This is a genomic window from Butyricimonas hominis (genome assembly GCF_014287455.1).
GTDB classification, from domain to species: Bacteria; Bacteroidota; Bacteroidia; order Bacteroidales; family Marinifilaceae; genus Butyricimonas; species Butyricimonas muris.
Window position 1 is genome coordinate 764,848 of record NZ_JACOOH010000001.1, and the last position, 20,978, is coordinate 785,825.

Genomic DNA, 20,978 nt, shown 5'->3' on the forward strand with positions numbered 1-20,978 from the left:
ATGATTTCCGATAGAAAAGTCAGAGTAAGATTTGCTCCCAGCCCCACCGGAGCCCTTCACTTGGGTGGTGTAAGAACAGCCCTCTTTAATTACCTTTTTGCCCGCCATAACGGGGGTGATTTCCTGTTAAGAATCGAGGATACTGACCAAACCCGCTACGTACCGGGAGCCGAAGAATACATCATCGAATCATTGAAATGGTGCGGATTGACCGTGGACGAGGGTGTAGGTGCAGGGGGAGAATATGGACCTTATCGCCAAAGCGAGCGTAAACCGCTTTACAAACAATATGCCCTCCAACTCGTGGAGTCGGGCAACGCGTACTATTCGTTCGACAGTGCCGACGAGTTGAACGCGCAACGTGCAGCACATGAGGCAAAAGGGGAAACATTCATGTATAATGCCGCCACCCGCAAGCACATGAAGAATTCACTCAACATGAGCGCGGACGAAGTAAAAGCCCTTTTGGATAGCGGTGCAAATTACGTGATTCGCTTCAAGATGCCGGAAAACGAAGATTTGCTATTACACGATATTATCCGGGGAGAAGTACATTTCAATACCTCTCTTCTGGACGACAAAGTACTGTTTAAAGCAGACGGAATGCCCACATACCATTTGGCAAACATCGTGGACGATCATCTGATGAAGATTTCGCACGTGATCCGCGGTGAAGAATGGTTACCCTCCCTCCCGCTACACGTACTCCTGTACCGGGCTTTCGGTTGGGAAGATACCATGCCGGAGTTCGCACATCTACCGTTGATCCTGAAACCCGTCGGCAACGGGAAACTCAGCAAACGTGACGGTAACAAAATGGGCTTCCCCGTGTTCCCCATGGAATTTACCGATCCGGAAACCGGTGAAAAATGGCACGGCTACAAGGAAGACGGTTATCTGCCCGATGCCTTTATCAATATGCTTGCCCTATTGGGCTGGAATCCCGGCACGGAGCAAGAGATATTTTCTCTGTCCGAATTGTGCGAGCAGTTCACGCTGGAACGCGTAAATAAATCAGGCGCCCGCTTCAACCCGGATAAGGCAAAATGGTTTAATCACAAGTACCTCGTGGAAAAGAGCGATGCCGATTTGGCTGTCATGTTAAATGAATTACTTGCAAAGGACGGTATTTCTTACGATATGAAGAAACTGGAGAAGATTTGCCATTTACTGAAAGAAAGAGCAAACTTCGTGGCAGATATTTACAATTCGTCACAGTATTTCTACAAAGCCCCGCAAAGTTATGACGAAAAAGGGGTGAAAAAATTCTGGAAAGAAGGAACACCCGCGCTGATGCAAGAGCTAGTCGGAGTACTGGAAAACGTACAAGACTTTACCTCCCCCAACACGGAAGAAGCCGTGAGGGAATGGGTTACGGCAAAAGAAATGGGTTTCGGTAAGGTTATGAGTCCGTTCCGATTGGCTATTATCGGTGCCGCCGATGGTCCTCATTTATTTGACATTATTGAAATTTTAGGGAAAGAAGAAACTTTAACACGACTTCACCGTATTATAGATATATTGCGATAACTCTATTAAACAAAAACCAAAAACTAAAAGTTGGAAAAGATCACACTGACCCTTTCTAACTTTTAGTTTTTAATACCGAAACGCATGGATATCTCTTGGAATAACGTGTTGCTGGCTTTCACGCTAACTTTATTTGCCGGACTATCGACCGGAATTGGTAGTGCCATTGCTTTTCTGACGAAGAAAACGAACAAGAAATTCCTGTCCCTCTCGCTGGGATTCAGCGCAGGAGTGATGATATACGTCTCTTTCGTGGAGTTGTTTCCTACCGCTAAAGAATCCATCGAGGAAGTGTACGACGGCAAGATTGCCGATATTATCACGGCTATCGCTTTCTTTTGCGGCATGGGACTTATTGCCGTTATCGACAAATTGATTCCTTCCTACGAGAACCCGCACGAGGTAAAATCCGTCGAGAGCATGGCGCAACAACCTCATGACAAGAAATTAATGCGCATGGGGATATTCTCGGCTCTCGCCATCGGTATCCACAACTTCCCGGAAGGTCTGGCTACTTTTATTGCCGGACTGTCTAACCCGGAAATAGCATACCCGATCGCATTCGCTATCGCCATTCACAATATCCCGGAAGGGATTGCCGTATCGGTTCCCATATTCTTTGCCACGGGCAACCGAAAAAAAGCATTCAAACTGTCTTTTCTTTCCGGCTTGTCCGAGCCCCTCGGAGCTATTATCGGCTTCGTTCTAATCTATTTCTTCATCGGGATTAATGCCGTTGTCCTTGGCGTTCTGTTTGCCCTTGTAGCAGGCATCATGGTATTCATCTCTCTTGACGAACTTCTCCCTACCGCCAAAGAATACGGCGCACATCATTTGTCTATTTACGGACTCGTTACCGGAATGGGGCTTATGGCTTTTAGCCTGTTACTGTTCTAAAGATAAAGGCTCGATTTAACCGAGCCTTTATCTTTAGAATTTATTCCGATGAATTTTACTTTCATCGTATTTATCTTTCGCTTTTTGCGGACCATCGGGATAACCGACAGGAATGATACAAAGCGGCACAAATTGTTCGGGCATAGCCGTGTATTTCCGGACAACCCCGATGCGATCCTCGTAAGGATAAGCCGCCGTCCATACGGCTCCCAACCCGAGAGCCTCAGCAGCCAAGAGAATATTCTGCGTTACTGCCGAACAGTCCACGTACCAATAAGAAGAACGGGTAGAATCACCACAAACGACAATAGCCATCGGTGCTTGTGCCAACATTTTGGCATAAGGCAGGCTTGCAGCCATCGAATCAAGCGCAGCCCGATCCGTCACCACGACAAATTCCCACGGACGTCTGTCCATTCCCGAAGGTGCAGCCATCCCCGCCTTCAACATAGCGGTAACCTTCTCTTCCTCTACTTCTTTCTTCAAATACTTGCGTACACTCTTGCGTGCCGCGATATTTTCCAAAACAGCCTTGGTCTTCAAAGCCGGATCATCTTGTTGTTTCGCGTCTCCCATACATGATGTTTTTAAAAATACAATCACCAATACTACGGCAAGCAGAACGTAAAAGGTATTAAATTTCTTCATTTTTTTCTTCATTTATTTTTTCAATAACGCTTCTATCCGCTGACGATAAGCCTTTGCACCTTCTTTCACGTTCTCGGCTCCGGCAGGTGTCGCCACGCCATAGACCACGTGAGGCGTTTGCCAGACCATACCCGAATGATTAGCCGTCAACTGATAAGGACGCAATAACTCGTCCATCGTAAAATGATTCCTACCTCCGGAACGATACGCCTCGTATTCCGAACCCGTTGTCGTGGCCACCATTAACGGTTTCCCTTTCACCACCTCGGTTTGTGCCAAGGGCGTGAAAATCTCATCCAACCACTTTTTCAACTGTGAAGGCGCACTCGCCCAATAAAACGGGAATTGAAACACAACCGCTTTCGCCTCCGATAAAATTTTCTTGTGCGCCTCGGCGTCAAAAGGCTTGGCGTACAAATCCAGAATTACCACTCCCGGAATATCTTTCACGGCATCAATCAATGCCTTATTCGCCTGTGACTCCTTGAAATTCGGGTGAGCCAACAAGATCACTACATTTCCTGAATTCTTTGCTTTTTCCATTTTCTCTGCATTTAAAGCACCCGCGGAAAAAATAACCGCAAGTATTAATACAATTGTTTTCATAAGCTTAATTTACAGTTTGCAACTTCGAATATACGAAAAAAACGGTTTCCCCCCTTAAACTTCTTACAAAATAAAAGATACTTGCAAATCCATATTTAAATTCAATATCGGGAATGTTTCCGGTTAAACGACTATTCATTTTTATAAATGTAACCGAATTTTAAAAATTACGTAAGAAATATAGCATTTATTGTCACAACAAATGAAAAACATATAATATTACATTATCATGAAGACAGCGAAATACGTACTTGCACTAGACCAAGGGACAACCTCCTCCCGCGCCGTGCTTTTCAACCATGACGGAAATATTGTTGCCATGTCACAGAAACCAATCGAACAACACTTCCCTCACCCGGGTTGGGTGGAACACGATCCTAGCGAAATCTGGTACACGCAATCCTCCGTGGCCGCCGAAGTTATCGCCAAAGCAGACCTCACGGGACTGGACGTGGCTTGTATAGGTATCACAAACCAACGTGAAACCACGATCATTTGGGACAGGGAAACCTCTATGCCCGTCTATCGCGCCATCATATGGCAAGACAGGCGTACTGCCGATATCTGCCGGGAATTGCAAGAAAACGGATATACTGAAATGATCCGGGAGAAAACGGGATTACTGATTGATGCTTATTTCTCCGCCACAAAAATCAAATGGATTCTCGATAATGTCGAAGGTGTACGTGAACGGGCTGAAAAAGGAAAGTTGTGTTTCGGTACGGTAGACAGTTGGCTCGTGTGGAAGTTCACGCACGGACGGGTACACGTGACGGATGTCAGCAATGCTTCCCGCACGATGCTGTTCAATATTCACACGTTGCAATGGGATAAAGAGTTACTGGAACTTTTCGACATTCCCGAAGCTATACTTCCGGAAGTAAAAAGCAGCAGCGAAGTCTATTCGGAAACCAGTACAACTTTGTTCTCGACGAAAATCCCGATCTCCGGAATAGCCGGCGACCAACAGTCCGCCCTCTTCGGGCAACTCTGCCTTGAACCGGGAATGACGAAAACGACATACGGTACCGGATGTTTTATGGTCATGAATACCGGAAGCGAAGTCGTAAAATCGGAAAACAACCTGTTAAGCACCATCGCGTGGAAAATCGGTGACTCCGTTACTTACGCCTTGGAAGGAAGTGTATTCGTGGGGGGAGCAGCCATCCAATGGCTACGGGACGGGATGCAACTGCTCAGGACTGCCTCGGAAAGCGAGGCTCTCGCGACATCCGTTCAAGATAACGGGGGAGTTTATTTTGTTCCCGCTCTCACGGGAATGGGTGCCCCTTACTGGGATCAATACGCCAGAGGTGCCATTCTCGGAATCACACGAGGAACAACTCCCGCACATATTGCCCGGGCAACACTGGAAGGAATTGCATTCCAAGTGTACGATATTTTAAAAGCCATGGAGCATGACACTCACCGCCAATCTCTCGAATTACGGGTAGACGGAGGTGCTGTTGCCAACAATTTCCTGATGCAATTCCAAAGTGACATCAACAGAACACACGTGGTTCGCCCCCAGATTCTGGAAACAACAGCTCTCGGTGCGGCTTATCTCGCCGGATTGGCAATCGGTTTCTGGCGTGACACGGAAGAACTGCGCAAACAATGGAACATCAACAAGGAGTTCTCCCCTGTTGCGACAGAAGAAGAGGTCGACAAACTCCTTCACATGTGGCATAAAGCTATCGAAAGAGCCCGTAACTGGGAAGAACTGTAAAACGATAATCATGAATCTAAAATCATAAATTCTCCATGTCACCATTTATAGCAGAGCTACTCGGAACAATGACGATGATCCTCTTGGGTGACGGCGTAGTAGCCAACGTCGTGCTAAAAAAGACCAAAGGATTTCAAGGTGGTTGGATTACCATCACCACGGCATGGGCACTTGCTGTTTTTGCAGGAGTCGTCATCGCCGGTCCATATAGCGGGGCCCACTTGAATCCCGCCATTACAATAGGTTTCGCCATCGCGGAAAAATTCCCGTGGGCAAGTGTACCTTCTTACGTGATCGCTCAAATGCTGGGTGCCGCCATGGGTGCGTTCCTCGTGTGGATTGTCTACCATGACCACTTTAAGGTCACGGACGACCCCGGGGCAAAACTCGGTGTATTCTGCACGGCTCCCGAAATCCGACATAACGTGGTAAACTTCGGGGGTGAGCTTATCGCCACCTTCGTATTGATGTTCTCGATATTCTATATTACCGGGGCTGAACTGATAGCCGATGTCGATACAACCACCCCTATCGGATTGGGTTCAGTCGGTGCAATTCCCGTATCCTTTATCGTATGGGTAATCGGACTTTCTTTAGGCGGAGTCACCGGATATGCCATCAATCCCGCCCGAGATTTCGCACCCCGTGTAATGCATGCCATCCTCCCGCTTCCGGGAAAAGGAAGCAGTCAATGGGATTACGCGTGGATTCCTATCTTAGGGCCATTAGCCGGCTCACTTGTGGCAGCAGTAATTTATATGATTGTATAGAGGGGTTTTATAGCCCCTCTCCCTTGTATCGCTCCTCAATCTTATCAAACACTTCCCACAACGTTTCTATGGTCGGGGCTTGCAGCATTTGAATCCGCAAATCACGGAAATGGGGCAATCCTTTGAACATACAAGCCATGTGCCGACGCATGTGGAATAATCCCCGCACTTCATCCAACCATTCTTGGGATAACAGTATTTGTTCCTTGATAATCTCTATTTGTTCGTGCAGGGGCAATTCGGGTAGAATCTCCCCCGTTTTCATATAATGTTTGATCTGTTGAAATATCCACGGCTTACCGATCGTGGCACGCCCGATCATTACCCCGTCCACACCGTAACGCTCGAAAGCTTCTTTTACCTTTTCCGGGGTGTCGATATCACCGTTTCCGATGATCGGGATCTTTATCCGGGGATTTCGCTTCACTCCGGCGATAGGCTCCCAATCTGCCTCACCCTTGTACATCTGGGAACGGGTGCGCCCGTGAATAGCCAAAGCACTAATCCCGACATCCTGCAATCGTTCTGCCACATCGTCAATGATAATATTCTCGCAATCCCAACCCAAACGAGTCTTTGCCGTAACGGGGATCTTCACGGCCTGCACGATCTGCTTTGCCATTTCCACCATTAAAGGTACATCCCGAAGCATTCCTGCTCCCGCCCCTTTCGCGGCAACCCTTTTCACGGGACACCCAAAATTTATATCTATAAAATCAGGCTGCACTTCTTCAACAATCTTTGCCGCCTCGACCATCGAATCAATAAAGCGACCGTATATCTGAATGGTTACCGGACGTTCGGACTCCTCTATCGTCAACTTCTTCACGGTCTTGTTTATGGAACGCACCAACGCATCCGCCGATACAAATTCCGAGTAGAGCCAATCCGCCCCGTATCGCTTACAGAATTTCCGGAAAGGGGGATTTGTAACCTCTTCCATCGGCGCCAAAATCAACGGCCGCTCACCTACGTCTTTTCCTCCGACTATCATCTTCAATCAAATAAGTTTTGCCACAAAAATAATAATTTCTATCTTTAACACACGAAATAAACAGCACGGATATGGCTATAATAAAATTTATTCTTATCGGATTACTTGCAACTTTCGCCCCACAGAAAGAGGAATGGGTAAAAATAAGAGGCGACTACCAAATCACGTTCCTTTTCCCTAGCCGGGGCGAACGTCTGAAAAAAGACGTGAATGACATCCGTTCATGGATATACCAAACGAAAAACGTAACCTGTGTTTTCGGGGTTGTATGCACGCAATTGACGAAAGAAAAAGGCATCCTCGATGCTTACACGGTCAACCAGCTATATCTCGCCATGAAGAAAGAATCAGTTTCAATGCCGACCGCTAAACTCACCAGCGAAAAGCGTATACCATCAAAAAATGTCGAGATATGGGAGATTACCTACACGATAATGAAAGAGCTTGAAGAGATGACGTACTATAAAAGATTTATTTTCAGAGATAATTGTATGTATCAAGTATCTATAGGTGCGAATACGAAAGACTTGGAAGAACTCATCCCGCAGAAAAATAAATTCTTCAATTCTATTACTTTTTTGGACAACTCCAATAAATAAGAAACACAACCAACAAAAAATAAATCACCATGAAAAGTATTATCATTCCCTTGGCATTATTGCTGTCGATTCCCGTTATGGCGCGGGACAACGGGACAGGCACGAGCGACACTCTAAGACGTGACGTCAAAGAAATACACTTGCAGGATAGAGAAACAAGCAGACAAGTCAAGAAATCGGAAATATTAAGCGCTCCCATCCACCGACACATATACCAACGGAGCCAAAATCCACGGTTCCGGGGACACTGGAGCGGATTTAATCTTGGATTTGCCGATTTCGGGGATTATGATATTGTTCCGGGCGGCTCTCCATTCATGGACTTGCAACGCAAGAATTCACTGGTAATGCAATTCAACATGTTCCAATACAGTATGCGTCTGAATAAATTGAATAATTTCGGGCTTGTTACCGGACTGGGATTAGAATACCAACGCTTCCGTTTCGAGCACAAAAACAGTATTCAACGGGGAGAAAACGGGAAAATATATCCGTTGGAAATAGATCATGTAAAGAAGAGTTCATTGAAAAACCTTTATCTCACCGTTCCCTTGATCTGTGAATGGCAATTCCCCGCGAAAAATCACCGCCGGGCATACGTGGGAGCCGGAATCATGGGCGGGTTAAGATTACACACGAAAACCAAAGTCGTGTACAAAAACGAGAACGGGGACAAACGTCGCTACAAAAAAGCGGGAAATTACAGCATGAACCCGGTAAAAGCAGACATTGTTGCCCGTGTAGGATACGACAAACTGGCACTGTGGGGCAGCTATACCCTCAACCGTATGATGAAATCAGGCAAAGCTCCTGATTTACACCCGTATGTTATCGGGTTCGGGGTAAACTTCTAAGAACGTTTAAAGTTAAAATTTAGAGTTATCATTAAATCACAGAATTAATAATCTTTATTGAGTTGTTTTTCACCTTTTTAAATCACTGTGTCACAACATTTCATACGTTGTGACGTAAAAACTATTACTTCCGGGATACTCCAAAAAGTACCCTCCATTCGACCAACGGTTCGCCCGTTCTAAAGATCGGAACTTATACGTTATATAAATATACATAAAGAGATGAAAACAATACTATTAGCGCTGTTTATATGCCTTTTCGGCATAAACGGCTTGAAGGCTCAGGATGCCAACTCGTCCACATCGGCATCCAACGTCCGTCAAGACAGTGTCTTCAAAAATGAGAAAGAAGAGAAAGTCCGTTTCAACGGACACGTGGCAGGGATTTACGGTGGATTCATCACCTTTGGTAAAAGCGATTATTCCGCTTACAAGAACAAAGATTTCATGAAACTAAAGCTACAAACCTCCTACACCGTGGCTCTCAACATCATTGAAATCAACATCGGGCTACAAAAACAAAAAAACACTGTTGGTATCGTGGCAGGCATCGGGGCCGAATTCCAAAACATGGAGTTCGACAACAAAATCGCTATCCATAAAAATAAAAAAGGCATCATAGAACCTTTCACCTATGACGAGGGCTCCATCTCTTCCAGCAGATTGAGAGTACTCTCTGCAAACATCCCGTTAATGCTCGAATTTCAATCCCCGTCCAATAAAACAAGCCGTTTCCATTTCAACATGGGAGTCGTGGGTTCATACAATTTCATCACACAAACCAAGGTAAAAATTACAGAGAATAAATTTCCTCACAAAAGCAAAACGATCAGTAACCGGGGAAACCTGAATATGCCCCGTTTCAATTTTGACCTCATGGCACAAATGGGTGGTAATCACTTTGCCGTATGGGCCCGCTACGGAATAACCCCTCTATTCGAGAAAAATAAAGGTCCGGAATTACATCAAGTAAGTTTCGGTGCTGCCATTCTGTTTTGAAAATTCATGAGGTCAATAGATGTATCTATTGACCTCATGAATTTTTAATTTACCTTCAATCGCCCCCATCGAAATCACAGAATCATAATCTTTAATTCCAAATATTTTCAATAGTCCGCTTGTTTTTATAAATTCGTCCCTCAAATACTCAACACAAATTTTATAAAAATGAGAAAACTATTCCTATTCTTATCCTTAGGTATTTTCTTGTTCTCTTGCAAAGAGGCAAAGAAAGAAACCAAACAACCCAGTCCCTATCAGCCACTTGCTGACCAATACGCGGAGTTCACCTTGACAACTGACGTTAGCAAACTAACGGAAAACGAGAAAAAGATGATTCCCATCCTTATCGAAGTGGCGGACATCATGGAGAATATTTTCTGGCAAAACGCTTATGGCGACAAGGCTGCGTTGATGAAACCATTCGCGCAAGACTCGGCAGCCTTGAAATATCTTTCTATTAATTACGGACCGTGGGATCGTTTGAATGCCAACAAGCCTTTCATTGACGGCGTGGGAGCGAAACCGCTGGGAGCGAACTTCTACCCGACGGATATGACAAGAGAAGAATTCGACGCTTTGAAAGACCCTCGCAAGACGGATTGGTACAGTATCATCCGCCGGGATGACAAAGGGAATCTCGTCGTGATCCCTTTCCATGAAGCATACCCGCGAGAAGTTGCCAAAGCCTCCGAGTTATTGAAACAAGCCTCCGAGTTGGCAGAAGATCCCGGCTTGAAGAAATACTTGTCATTAAGAGCACAAGCCCTTCTTGATGACGATTATCTTGCCAGTGACCTCGCTTGGATGGATATGCAAGACAACACGCTGGATTTCGTGGTTGGTCCTATCGAAACTTACGAAGACCAACTTTACGGGTACAAGGCATCCCATTCCGGACAAATCCTCGTGAAAGATAAAGAATGGAGTAAACGCCTGTCAGAATACGCTCAATACTTGCCCAAGCTACAAAACAACCTTCCCGTGCCCGCCGCTTACAAGAAAGAGAAAGCGAACGCCAACCCGGACATGAACGCGTACGACGTGATTTACTATGGTGGAGATTGCAATGCCGGAAGCAAGAATATCGCCATCAACCTGCCGAACGACCCGAGAGTACACGCTGCCAAGGGAAGCCGCAAATTGCAATTGAAAAACTCCATGCAGGCAAAGTTCGAGAAAATGGTTGTTCCTATCTCTAAATTGGTTATCGCACCCGAGCAACAGAAATACGTGAATTTCGACGCCTTCTTCGAGAACGTAATGTTCCACGAAGTTGCCCACGGTCTTGGAGTGAATTACACGATTAAAGATAAAAAAGACGTGCGTTCTGCCCTACAAAACTACTACACTTCCATCGAGGAAGGGAAAGCGGATATCCTCGGGTTATTCTGCGTGACGAAATTAGCGGAATGGGGTATTCTTGAAAACAAAGACCTCATGGATAATTACGTGACCTTTATCGCCGGTATCTTCCGTTCCGTACGTTTCGGTGCTGCCAGCGCACATGGCAAAGCGAACATGATGCAATTCAACCATTTCATGGAAAGCGGAGCCATCACGAAAGACGAAACGACCGGATACTACACGATCGACTTCGAAAAGATGAAAAAAGACATCGAAGTCATCGCCGGGGAATACATCACGATCGAGGGTAACGGAGATATCGCAACTGCCACGAAACTCGTTGCAGAGAAAGGCGTTGTACCCCCGACACTGCAAAAAGACCTTGACCGCATCGCCGGAGCAGGTATCCCGAAAGATATTTTCTTCAAGCAAGGAACAAAAGTCCTCGGACTATAATAAAAAGTCCCTTACACATAAATAAAGGATGTCTAACAAAAGGCATCCTTTATTTATTGTAAATAAATCAATTAGTAATTAGCCAACACCTTTTTCCAAGCCACACGACAAATAACATATTCCATCAACACCGCCAATACCCACATGCTCGCGATAGCTATCCAAATGCCATACCACGACAAGCGCTGGGACAGGGTATGTACTCCCCCTATCACGAGCCACACGAAGATCAATGCCAGCATCCGCAATATATTTCGTCCCGAATCGGTCGTTCCCTTCTCCTTGGAAAAAGGAAAAAGCAACCCGGAAAACCAAAGATACACGTAACTCACAAGCGTATTCACGGCAAGAATCATCAGCAAATCCGGAATAATCACCCAATGCAACCTCACGACGAGAACAGCAGACAATGCGACATACACGGGAAGATAATACTTCACGTACAACGCCTTGTAACTGCCGAGGATCAACGCCCCCGGGCGGGCAAGCGGTCTTGAACGATACAACCACAGCAAATCCCCTTTCTCCATGATCGACATAGCCATCAATATCCCGATACTCACCATCGATGTCATGTAAAACGGGATATAAAACCCAATCCCCCCGGTGTCGCGTCCTTTGTAAATAAAGAATACCGCCAGAAACACCGTGTAGATAATCATCGGGAGCACTGCCTGACGGAATTTCAGATTCCCCTGCGTCAACCGCCATCCCAGCACGAAACCGGAAACCTGCACGGGACTCCACGCGAATAGCCGGGCCAGCGAGTAAAGCCAACCGTCCTTGCCTTTTTTCCGTCCCTTACCCGCGATCGCGGCATATTCATCAATTATTCCCATTTTTCTCGAAAAATAGGGTGCCAGATAAACCACTGCGATCCAACCGAACAACAACACCCCTGTTACCCCGGATAACGCCATCACCAAAACAGGAATAGTAAAGTGCTGTATAATCAACGTGAACGCCATAAAATAACAGGAAGGGGTAAAATACATCCACGTTGACGGATGAAACATATCCAGTTGTATCTCCCGAATCACCGTTCCCACCAATTGATAGCTCAACGCGACGGAGACGACCAGAATAACCTGAGCATAACTCATCACCCGTGCAAATTTATCTACCGCAATAAAACGCATCACCCCGAGATAAATCACGTTCGCCAGTAATAAAGTAAAAAGCGTATTCAAGAAAACAGATATAATAAAGAGTCCACCCGTCAACACTCCCTGCCAAAAAAAGACAACAATAGCAGGAATCAAAGACATACAACCCGATAGAAAAAACATATATGATAACATCGTCACCAGACGGGCAGTCAGGATTGTCTTGGAATTTACGGGCAAACGTTGTAGAATCTGATTATCATTCCGGTCGAAAAGCAACCGTGAGTATTCCATCATAAAACTCATCATAAACATGATCATCAAGTAGGAATGAAACAACAAAAGCGACACTTCAAACGTCCCGGACATGACCCCGAACAGGAAAAACACGGTACCGTATATCCCGAACGCGATACCTTGCCGCAATAACGTATTCGAGCTTTCCTTTTTCCGTTTAGACCTGTCGATACGATCATATTCCGTGAGTTTCACTGTCACGATAGCCACCATCCTGTCAAAGTCAACACCCATACGCGTGAACACTCCACGGAAAAGTCGCAAAATCCAAATTACAGCCTTAATCATTGTTCTTTATTTTCAAACACATCAACCATCCGTTCCGCTTGAACCACCTGCCCTGATGCCCCGATCAGACTCGTGAAAAGGCTCTCCAAAGAACCGACACCCGCTTGTTCCATCAATTCATGAACAGTTCCATTAGCTATAATTTTCCCCTCGTTGAGCAAAATCACCCGTGTCGCGATCTTCTCCACGACATCCATCAGATGAGAACAGTAAAAAATCGTCTTCCCCTCTTTCGCCAGTCGGGCAATCATCTCCTTCACGATAATAACGGCATTGGCATCCAGACCATTCAACGGCTCATCCATAAAAATAACCTCCGGGTTATGCAACAAGCCGGAAATAATATGTATCTTTTGTTTCATCCCCTTGGAAAAACTCAACATCCGTTCGTTTGCATTATCCCGCATCTCGAACAATAAAAGTAATTCTTCCACCTTCTTAACCACATCCGCCCGCTCCAACCCGTACAACGTACCTATAAATTCGAGATATTCCATCGGAGTCAAATGCTCGTACATGATCGCGTTCTCCGGAATATAACCAATCCGCTTCTTGATTTCTATATCGTTCTTCCTCAAGTCGTATCCCAATACATTAACCTCTCCGGCATATTCCTCCATCAGCCCACACATGATCTTCACCGTGGTGGATTTACCCGCCCCGTTACTCCCAAGGTAACCAATCACCTCTCCCGCGCAAATCTCCATGTCTATTCCCTTCAAGACCTGCAGTTCCTCTTTCCCCTTCCGAAAACTTTTCTTTAAACCGGATACCCGGAGCACGCTGTCGTTCATCATATATCTATCATTCATTTAACATCTTACCTACACACGTTTTCACAAAGATAACAGAATTTATATTCATTATTCTCCCCTGATAGATAAATTTCCACCCGGTGATGTCCCCTTAAAATAAGGCTGAAACAAGAGAATGATAAGCGAACACGCCTGTTTTGCTTTCAAATTATTCCTGTACTATAACCGTCCACCGATAGCTGTATCAAGTCTGTATATAGATAGCATATCGAACTTAATCCCTTACTTCCCCCTATTTCCCTGTTTATTTCACCGGATTTTGTCTAGGGTAAAGATAATACCTGTCTAAACTAAAACACCACGGAAGATACATGGAAATGTAAAAAGGTTGTCCCAAAAATTCTTTAGGACAACCTCTTCATCTTGCTCAAGTTTCAGACAATCTTCTCCATCTAAAACTTGTAAAAAGCTCTGACGCTACAATAATCCGTTTGTTCCATTAAAACCGTACTGATTCCTCCAAACCAAGAAAAATTCATTGTCCGAACATTGTCTGAGAATGACAATGTTGAAGAGAAATAACCATCAGTTTCGAAAGGATCTGTTTCAATAGCGACAGCCCCGGGGACTCCCGTTGCCAGAATCTTGCCATTTATCAATTCCGAATCCGTGTTCAACAGATTCCAGAAATTCTTCAACTCGGGTAAAGCAGGCATATACCAACCGGAAATACCATCTTTGTTCTTATCCATACACCATTTCATTGCCGGAAAATACTCCAGTGTCGGATCACATTTCAACACCTCCTCCAAATTCTCCATCGGATCATCACTATACGCCTGTGCCATTAATGACGGATCGGTACACCATTGCTCAATCGTTTCGTCAAGAGAGACTAATGTCCCGTGTTTACCGGTTTCATCCAAGGCTATCACAATTCCCTGCACACCGTTCAAGTTATAAAAGTCGTACAATTCGAACACGGGCAAATCCTCGACAGCCTCGCCCAAAACAGGATTCCCCGTTTCCGTCCAATCCTCGATCTCTCCAACCGTCACGTGACACTCACCACTCTCTATACTCACGTCCAAAGTCACTTGTTTACTGGACTGAAACGTGAAGCTTTCAGGTAATTCGTAAAAATAAGAATACCCTCCCAAGGTTTTAATTTCCAACCACGTTATCCCCTTTTCCACGGTCTGTGGCACGAGAATAACTTTCATGGCAACTTCAAACCCGCTTTTCACCACATCATCCTGTATCGCCACCACTCTACCCGGTTGCCCGACAGCAGCTACAACACCCGTGTTCAAATCAATCGATGCGCTTGTCAACATTCCGAGTATATTCACCTCACTCCCGACCATATCACCCGGAATCATTGCATCACTTTTCAGATTAATGATCACTTTGCTCATCAAATGTTGAAAAGAAAGGGCGATATGTTCTTCCTGATAATCGGCACTCTTTCTTGCCCACAGGAAGTCACTTTCATCGTATCTCGAAAGACCGTCCAGCATTGAGTCCTGACGTTCCGCGACTTGAAACAAGTAAGCTTCCGGGGTATCCTCCCCGCCTCGTGCATAAGGATAGTAAGCCGCGACATCTATCCGGGTCGCCCGTTCCCAGTAAACAAGAGGGTCGCCTACCAGACCATCCGCACTCTGCATGAATTTCCCGTTTCTGACACGGGCTCCGGTCAGATCACCGCTCTGTTCTGCTATTCTATCTGCAATATAAACACCCACACCGGCACCTCCGCGGAAACGTGTTTCGGTACTCGCGTTATCCATGCCGCTTATTTTACCGGATAAACGAATGGGGGTACCGGACAATTTTACTCCCTTGTCATCATCATCACAAGCCGTGACAAGAAGTAAAATAATTCCTATTGAAATCAATAATAATCTTTTCATAATATTCATTCTTCATGATACATTTATTCTCCCCCGCCTTTCAAGGTAAAAATAAAACGGGTACGATTCCCCTCGGTAAACTCAATCCCTTCGCTCCGGTAGATATATATTTTCCCGTTTTGTAAACAACGGAATAAAGGTGTTTCCGCCGCAATTGCCTGCGCGGGCAATAACGCTTTAAAAGTAAGAGAACCACTTTCCCCCGGTGCATCCAAACGCTGCATAACGATTGTTCCCACTTCACTCTCTCCAAGAAACGTACCTGCCCCCAGATTATAAGTACATACCGTGTTCACTCCCGTCACGTGTACTTCCAAACCTGCATCCGGAGCAACACCTCCCGTCTGTACCTGCACTTCCGCACATGACAATACATGTTGAAATTTCAGTTCGACTTCACCCTCGCTTATCCCTTCGGTGTTGCTTGCACGCATCCAATCAGATTTCTTTAAGTTCTCTTCCGTCCCTTGCTCTGTCTGCACAGCCATAGAGATCTCGTCGGGAGCAGTTGCATTCCGGTCATAAGGATAGTAAGCGTAAAAGTCCAATTCCGCCCCATCTTGCGGGTAAACGATCTTATCCTTCAAGGATGCCGGTGTCCAACCCTCTAAAGTTTTTATCCATTTGGCATTATGAGCTTGATTTCCTGTTTTGCCGGGGATACCGATCTCCCCGGATACATCCCGCTTTACAGCATATATCCCTATTGAATCCCCCACCTCAAAACCCGAAGACACCGACCGGGCAAACAGATCGTCGGATCGCGAAACGGCAAAACTCACCTCTCTAGTTTGTCCCTCTTCCGTCCCGTCATTCTCGCTCCCGGAATGACAGGCGACACAAACCGCAAGACAAACCCACGTGAAACATATATAAATTTTTGCCTTCATAATTTCTGATTTAAATACCTTCCAATGCATTCAACGTCTTTTCCGTGTCCGGATTCGAGGGACGAGTCATTTCTTTCTCGATCACTTTTCCTTCCCTGTCCAATAAAATAAAACGGGGAATACCCTTGATCATATAATCTTTCATGATCTGAGCCTTACTTCCTCCATGGAGTTGTATTCCTCCCAATTGCTCCGCCTGCACCATTTTAACCCACGCCGCTTTATTGGCATCAACAGATATGCTCACGAAATGGATATTCTTTCCCTCAAACTTCTTTTCCAATTCCTTCAAGTATGGTAATTCTGCTTTACAAGGTCCGCACCACGTCGCCCAAACATCAATGTAAACATATTTCCCCTTCAAGTCGTCCAAAGAAACCATTTTCCCGTTAATATCTTGATATTTATAGTCAGAAGACATCACTTCCGTTCCCTTGGAAAATTTCGCCCACATCTTTAGAGCCCGCTCCAATTCCTGACGACAAGCCTCACTTTTCACGTTACGATTATAATACGTTTCTATCTCTCCCAACGGTTTTCCTTCCGTGACTTCAATATATCGCAATGTCAAATCCTGAGTAATATCCTCTAGTATTATCGGTGTCTTAAAATGTTCCGTCAGATAGCTTAACTGTTCCAGTGTAGCTTTTTTCTTGTCATTACTCATAAATTCCGATTGTGCGATGATTCCGATTCCTCCCTGTAAATATCCTCGGTAAGAATAAATATTCCAAGCTTGTTCACTGTCCATAAACAATTGGGGTATAAGTGCTTTCACTTTTGGGGTTTCCTCGTATTGTTCCATCCCGGACCACTCGCCACCATTTTTCCAAAAATGTTGAACCGGATAACGTACCAACGGATCGTACACCAGATATTTTACCCGCAATAACTCTTGCTCCTCAAACTCTTTCGGGAATTTAGCCTTCTTGATTAATTTACTATTCTCCTTATCGAATTCAGCCAACTTGTTTAAAAATTCATCTTCATCCAACACGAAATCAATAGTTTCTAGAAATTTTAGTCCATTCTCATTCAAATATTTATTAATCCTCTCATTCTCCTTTTCTCCCTCGTATTCAAAAACATTCTTTTGAAAAGAAAAAGAACCGTCTTTATTCGCGATCAAGGTCAAGGTCAGATTCTTCCCCGGTTCAATATAAAGTAAATTTTTAGCGTATCCTATTTTCAACGTGGCGTACTGCCCCTCGTCGAGCGCGATTTCAAGACTTCCCGTTTTATCTTCCCCCAGCACGATCTCTTCTTTCGTGTCACCCATCATCACGTACGCCCTGTCGATAATCAAGGCATTTTTCAGATTCACCGTTAATTTCATCCCTTTTTCTCCGGCAAAAACCACACATTCGAACATTAGCAAGCAAATTGCTAGAAATAACATTTTTCTCATAATTCTTCTATTTTATTTTCATTTTACTTAACTGCATCCCAATCTTCCCGAAGTCCCGTCAACGCGTATTTCGATTTATACATCCAACGGGAAGGACATTTTTTTATATGCTCCCGGATTCTGGCAACCTGATCTACTGTGACCGAATTTTTCCGGCTATACCGATCCATAATATTATAAGAGGTAAAATACTCGGTATCTTCATCCACGGAGTCTTCTTCCTTACTCGTGTTCTTGAAAACAGACCGCCCGTCATTCCAATAATAGTACGTATCGGGACAATAATCCGTATCCCCATCAATCAAATTAGTTGTTGTTTTATCCTCGGTCGCCTGAGTTGTCAACAACCCGAAGAACTGGGCGAAAGGATTGGATATCTCGAAGAAATCCGCAGAACTCATCGGGTTAAGGAATGCCGACATGTTAATAAAAAATCCGACATCTCTTGGCTTTTTCGGGAATATTGTTAATGGCCATTCCTCAGCTGTCAATCCCGGTATACTTTCCCCTGCCAGTATCACCGTCGGTACCATGACTGAAAAATTAGCTCCTTGCGGATAATTTATCAACCATATATTCAAATAATGTCGGTAATCATATATTAAATTCAATTGATTTTTCAGGATATAAGCCTCATAATCGCCAATATCCTCAAACTCTTCCGATTCGTTAATATCCCAACGGTGAATTCCCGCAACCTTTAATTTTATCCCGGAAATGTCATATTGCGCGGCAACGAATTTAATCTTCGCGTTTCCCCCGTTAGGATCGGTCGTGACCAAACGATTGAACACGTTATTCAACCTTTCGATATTCTTGTTTACCGCTTCTGCCGTTATTTCAAACGAGGGAGTACCTACCTTCTTTGCCGGATTTAGCACGTGGAAGATAACAGGAAATACCAGTTCTTCGTACTCCTGCTCCGGTAGTTTACGAATCTGAACGCCTATTTTCTCACTTTCCAATTCTCCCGCTCCGGCATAAAAATAGATCGTCCTTTCCGTTGCATCCGTGGTGGAATAAACGGCATCGGAAACCTCTTTCCCCGAGGCGTCATATAATTTGATAACCCCGGCAGGAATAGCATCTCCCGGAATCTCGAATGTATCACAGACAACCTTGGGGTTATATACCGCCGTATCTTGATTTTCGCCCGTGTATTCCGTCGTGTAATTAGGCAATTCCTTTATCCCGAAAGCAGTAATATAAAACTGCATCTTCGCATTCCCATCCGGGAGCAATGTTTTATGATCCGCCCGGATTTTCAACAATTTAATATCGCCCAATGAAAAGGGATTCTCGTAATATTTCTCGTCTTCGTCACACGACGCGAACAAAACGAGCGATATAATAAATAATAATAGTCTATTCATAAATACTTATTTTATTCACGATAGTTATTTCAAGTTTCCCCAACCGGGATTTTGTTCCATTTTGTTTAAGTTCAGTTCTATATCTGTCGGGATAGGCAACGCGTACCGGTAATCATCTTTCTTTAGCGTATAAGTCTCGACACCCTGTCCTTCCTTGCTCGCGCCGACTCTACTGGTTTCTACGCCCAAACGCTTCATGTCCAGCCAGCGTGTTCCCGCCTCGTAACAAAATTCTCTCCGTCTCTCGTTCAAAATTTCATCCAACACGTTCGCTCCCGTGTATTCGCTCCAACCGGGTATCCGGGCTTTCTTGAACTTCTCGAGCATAACCTTTGCTTCCGGTACCCTATCCTGTCTACATTTCGCCTCGGCATTAATCAAATACATTTCAGCAGTACGGAAAAGAACGGTCACTTCATTTATTGAACTCGTGTAACCCGGTTTATTGATATAATGTATTGTTCTTCCTTCTTCATCACTTGTCTTAAACCATGCAGCCAAACGAATATCATCATCATCATACATGGTAAGCAATTCGTTTGCAACCCGTTGAGCCTTACCCTCCGCCCAAATACCTGTAAAAATATTCCCGAAATCAAATTGTCTCCGGTAAGTCATTCTTAATTGATAATTAGAAGCACCTACCTGATATTCCCGCACACTCCCGGAAAACATCCCCGCAAGCTGTTCCGACAGACTCTCCGGCTCGTATCCTTCTATCAATTCTCCTGAATATTTTTCAGCGTTCGCCCAATCATTCTTCTCCGCGGCAGCCGAACCCGCCTTAAACATGTATACTTGTGCCAAAATAGCTTTCATGATTCCGGGATGATAGAACATATTCCAATCCTCCCTCGCCGTCCGGTAGCCTAACACTTCTTCCAACTCCCGGATGATAATCTTATACACTTCTTTCTGGGACAAACGATCACCGGGAGTCACATTTTCCGAATCCAGATTCAAAGGTATTCCCAACCGGTCATTCTGATAAGGAGCGAAAAATTGAATTAGCTTAAAGATATAATAAGCGCGAATGGTCTTCGCCTCTCCCACGATAGTTTCATACTCGGCTTCCGTGTATCCACCCGCTTTTTCCAAATCGTCGATAATCACATTCATAAAACCGATAGCGCCGTAACACTTTTCCCACAAAACATTAGCTATAGAGATCCCTTTCCAGTCAATACACTCGGTATACACACCCATGCTCTTCTCGTCAATATCCGTATGATCGGAATAATAAGACATATCAATATCGTCCTCGTACAAACACAACCGGGTAGCCATATCGTTGTACAAAGGGAAACGAAATACAGATCCCCCGTAAGACGGCTGAATTAGCCCTGCCGAATAAGTTATCGCGGCAAGGTAAGTCAACATTTCTGTTTTCACATCCTCCACGTTTGCCACAATCCTCTTGTTCTTCGGTACCAGATTTAAAAAATCCTTACAACTGACACTACTTATCAATAGCAGTATCCATATTACAATCAGTCCTTTTTTCATAACATACAAT

General features: G+C 44.8%; 18 protein-coding genes. 8 read left to right on the forward strand and 10 right to left on the reverse strand.

Annotation, left to right across the window (positions count from 1 at the left end; genetic code table 11):
• Complete coding sequence (gltX, locus tag H8S64_RS03005; RefSeq protein ID WP_186974880.1) at positions 1-1,530, forward strand: glutamate--tRNA ligase; 1,530 nt, start codon at positions 1-3, stop codon at positions 1,528-1,530.
• Positions 1,531-1,614: 84 nt separating this feature from the next.
• Positions 1,615-2,427 (forward strand): zinc transporter ZupT, encoded by an 813-nt coding sequence (gene zupT / locus H8S64_RS03010; protein WP_186974881.1) that lies wholly within the window; start codon positions 1,615-1,617, stop codon positions 2,425-2,427.
• Positions 2,428-2,460: 33 nt separating this feature from the next.
• Here zupT and H8S64_RS03015 read toward each other — a convergent pair whose 3' ends face one another.
• Positions 2,461-3,075 carry a nitroreductase family protein gene (locus H8S64_RS03015; protein WP_186974882.1) on the reverse strand — a complete coding sequence of 205 codons (615 nt, stop codon included), beginning with the start codon at positions 3,073-3,075 and terminating at the stop codon, positions 2,461-2,463.
• A 12-nt stretch (positions 3,076-3,087) separates the two neighbouring features.
• On the reverse strand, positions 3,088-3,618 hold the full coding sequence (locus H8S64_RS03020; RefSeq protein WP_186975003.1) for an NAD(P)H-dependent oxidoreductase: 531 nt from the start codon (positions 3,616-3,618) through the stop codon (positions 3,088-3,090).
• A gap of 292 nt (positions 3,619-3,910) precedes the next feature.
• Between H8S64_RS03020 and glpK the strand changes: the two genes are divergently transcribed.
• Positions 3,911-5,410, forward strand: a complete 1,500-nt coding sequence (gene glpK / locus H8S64_RS03025) for a glycerol kinase GlpK (protein WP_186974883.1) — start codon at positions 3,911-3,913, stop codon at positions 5,408-5,410.
• A 35-nt stretch (positions 5,411-5,445) separates the two neighbouring features.
• Positions 5,446-6,180 (forward strand): MIP/aquaporin family protein, encoded by a 735-nt coding sequence (locus H8S64_RS03030; RefSeq protein WP_186974884.1) that lies wholly within the window; start codon positions 5,446-5,448, stop codon positions 6,178-6,180.
• Positions 6,181-6,187: 7 nt separating this feature from the next.
• On the opposite strand, the gene dusB is transcribed toward H8S64_RS03030, so the two are convergent.
• The gene (gene dusB / locus H8S64_RS03035; RefSeq protein WP_186974885.1) at positions 6,188-7,174 is read right to left on the reverse strand and encodes a tRNA dihydrouridine synthase DusB; all 987 of its coding nucleotides are present in this window, start codon (positions 7,172-7,174) and stop codon (positions 6,188-6,190) included.
• A gap of 71 nt (positions 7,175-7,245) precedes the next feature.
• Here dusB and H8S64_RS03040 point away from each other — a divergent pair, with 71 nt between their 5' ends.
• From H8S64_RS03040 to H8S64_RS03055, 4 genes are all read left to right on the forward strand, one after another.
• Positions 7,246-7,773, forward strand: a complete 528-nt coding sequence (locus H8S64_RS03040; RefSeq protein ID WP_099291344.1) for a hypothetical protein — start codon at positions 7,246-7,248, stop codon at positions 7,771-7,773.
• 29 nt (positions 7,774-7,802) lie between these two features.
• On the forward strand, positions 7,803-8,627 hold the full coding sequence (locus H8S64_RS03045) for an outer membrane beta-barrel protein (RefSeq protein WP_186974886.1): 825 nt from the start codon (positions 7,803-7,805) through the stop codon (positions 8,625-8,627).
• A 222-nt stretch (positions 8,628-8,849) separates the two neighbouring features.
• On the forward strand, positions 8,850-9,626 hold the full coding sequence (locus H8S64_RS03050; protein WP_186974887.1) for a hypothetical protein: 777 nt from the start codon (positions 8,850-8,852) through the stop codon (positions 9,624-9,626).
• A 168-nt stretch (positions 9,627-9,794) separates the two neighbouring features.
• Positions 9,795-11,429 carry a DUF8614 domain-containing protein gene (locus H8S64_RS03055; RefSeq protein ID WP_099291347.1) on the forward strand — a complete coding sequence of 545 codons (1,635 nt, stop codon included), beginning with the start codon at positions 9,795-9,797 and terminating at the stop codon, positions 11,427-11,429.
• 71 nt (positions 11,430-11,500) lie between these two features.
• On the opposite strand, the gene H8S64_RS03060 is transcribed toward H8S64_RS03055, so the two are convergent.
• From H8S64_RS03060 to H8S64_RS03090, 7 genes are all read right to left on the reverse strand, one after another.
• The gene (locus H8S64_RS03060) at positions 11,501-13,120 is read right to left on the reverse strand and encodes a hypothetical protein (RefSeq protein WP_186974888.1); all 1,620 of its coding nucleotides are present in this window, start codon (positions 13,118-13,120) and stop codon (positions 11,501-11,503) included.
• Complete coding sequence (locus tag H8S64_RS03065) at positions 13,117-13,917, reverse strand: ABC transporter ATP-binding protein (protein ID WP_255469400.1); 801 nt, start codon at positions 13,915-13,917, stop codon at positions 13,117-13,119. The genes H8S64_RS03060 and H8S64_RS03065 overlap by 4 nt, the downstream gene beginning before the upstream one ends.
• Before the next feature lie 410 nt (positions 13,918-14,327).
• The gene (locus tag H8S64_RS03070) at positions 14,328-15,791 is read right to left on the reverse strand and encodes a fimbrillin family protein (RefSeq protein WP_186974889.1); all 1,464 of its coding nucleotides are present in this window, start codon (positions 15,789-15,791) and stop codon (positions 14,328-14,330) included.
• A gap of 23 nt (positions 15,792-15,814) precedes the next feature.
• On the reverse strand, positions 15,815-16,681 hold the full coding sequence (locus tag H8S64_RS03075; RefSeq protein ID WP_186974890.1) for a fimbrillin family protein: 867 nt from the start codon (positions 16,679-16,681) through the stop codon (positions 15,815-15,817).
• 10 nt (positions 16,682-16,691) lie between these two features.
• Entirely contained in the window at positions 16,692-18,089 is a 1,398-nt protein-coding gene (locus tag H8S64_RS22475) for a TlpA family protein disulfide reductase (protein ID WP_255469401.1), read from the reverse strand.
• 23 nt (positions 18,090-18,112) lie between these two features.
• Positions 18,113-19,462: a hypothetical protein gene (locus tag H8S64_RS03085; protein WP_186974891.1), complete on the reverse strand. Its 1,350-nt coding sequence runs from the start codon at positions 19,460-19,462 to the stop codon at positions 18,113-18,115.
• A 24-nt stretch (positions 19,463-19,486) separates the two neighbouring features.
• Positions 19,487-20,968, reverse strand: a complete 1,482-nt coding sequence (locus tag H8S64_RS03090) for a RagB/SusD family nutrient uptake outer membrane protein (RefSeq protein ID WP_186974892.1) — start codon at positions 20,966-20,968, stop codon at positions 19,487-19,489.
• Positions 20,969-20,978: the final 10 nt, after the last annotated feature.

Excerpts from the sequence above, each read along its gene's own strand:
- H8S64_RS03085 (WP_186974891.1), bottom strand. The coding sequence starts at position 19,462 with ATGAATAGACTATTATTATTTATTATATCGCTCGTTTTGTTCGCGTCG.
- H8S64_RS03020 (WP_186975003.1), bottom strand. The coding sequence starts at position 3,618 with ATGGAAAAAGCAAAGAATTCAGGAAATGTAGTGATCTTGTTGGCTCAC.
- H8S64_RS03070 (WP_186974889.1), bottom strand. The coding sequence starts at position 15,791 with ATGAAAAGATTATTATTGATTTCAATAGGAATTATTTTACTTCTTGTC.
- H8S64_RS03050 (WP_186974887.1), top strand. The coding sequence starts at position 8,850 with ATGAAAACAATACTATTAGCGCTGTTTATATGCCTTTTCGGCATAAAC.
- H8S64_RS03040 (WP_099291344.1), top strand. The coding sequence starts at position 7,246 with ATGGCTATAATAAAATTTATTCTTATCGGATTACTTGCAACTTTCGCC.
- zupT (WP_186974881.1), top strand. The coding sequence starts at position 1,615 with ATGGATATCTCTTGGAATAACGTGTTGCTGGCTTTCACGCTAACTTTA.
- H8S64_RS03045 (WP_186974886.1), top strand. The coding sequence starts at position 7,803 with ATGAAAAGTATTATCATTCCCTTGGCATTATTGCTGTCGATTCCCGTT.
- glpK (WP_186974883.1), top strand. The coding sequence starts at position 3,911 with ATGAAGACAGCGAAATACGTACTTGCACTAGACCAAGGGACAACCTCC.
- H8S64_RS03030 (WP_186974884.1), top strand. The coding sequence starts at position 5,446 with ATGTCACCATTTATAGCAGAGCTACTCGGAACAATGACGATGATCCTC.
- H8S64_RS03065 (WP_255469400.1), bottom strand. The coding sequence starts at position 13,917 with ATGATGAACGACAGCGTGCTCCGGGTATCCGGTTTAAAGAAAAGTTTT.
- H8S64_RS03015 (WP_186974882.1), bottom strand. The coding sequence starts at position 3,075 with ATGAAGAAATTTAATACCTTTTACGTTCTGCTTGCCGTAGTATTGGTG.
- dusB (WP_186974885.1), bottom strand. The coding sequence starts at position 7,174 with ATGATAGTCGGAGGAAAAGACGTAGGTGAGCGGCCGTTGATTTTGGCG.
- H8S64_RS03055 (WP_099291347.1), top strand. The coding sequence starts at position 9,795 with ATGAGAAAACTATTCCTATTCTTATCCTTAGGTATTTTCTTGTTCTCT.
- H8S64_RS03075 (WP_186974890.1), bottom strand. The coding sequence starts at position 16,681 with ATGAAGGCAAAAATTTATATATGTTTCACGTGGGTTTGTCTTGCGGTT.
- H8S64_RS03060 (WP_186974888.1), bottom strand. The coding sequence starts at position 13,120 with ATGATTAAGGCTGTAATTTGGATTTTGCGACTTTTCCGTGGAGTGTTC.
- gltX (WP_186974880.1), top strand. The coding sequence starts at position 1 with ATGATTTCCGATAGAAAAGTCAGAGTAAGATTTGCTCCCAGCCCCACC.
- H8S64_RS22475 (WP_255469401.1), bottom strand. The coding sequence starts at position 18,089 with ATGAGAAAAATGTTATTTCTAGCAATTTGCTTGCTAATGTTCGAATGT.
- H8S64_RS03090 (WP_186974892.1), bottom strand. The coding sequence starts at position 20,968 with ATGAAAAAAGGACTGATTGTAATATGGATACTGCTATTGATAAGTAGT.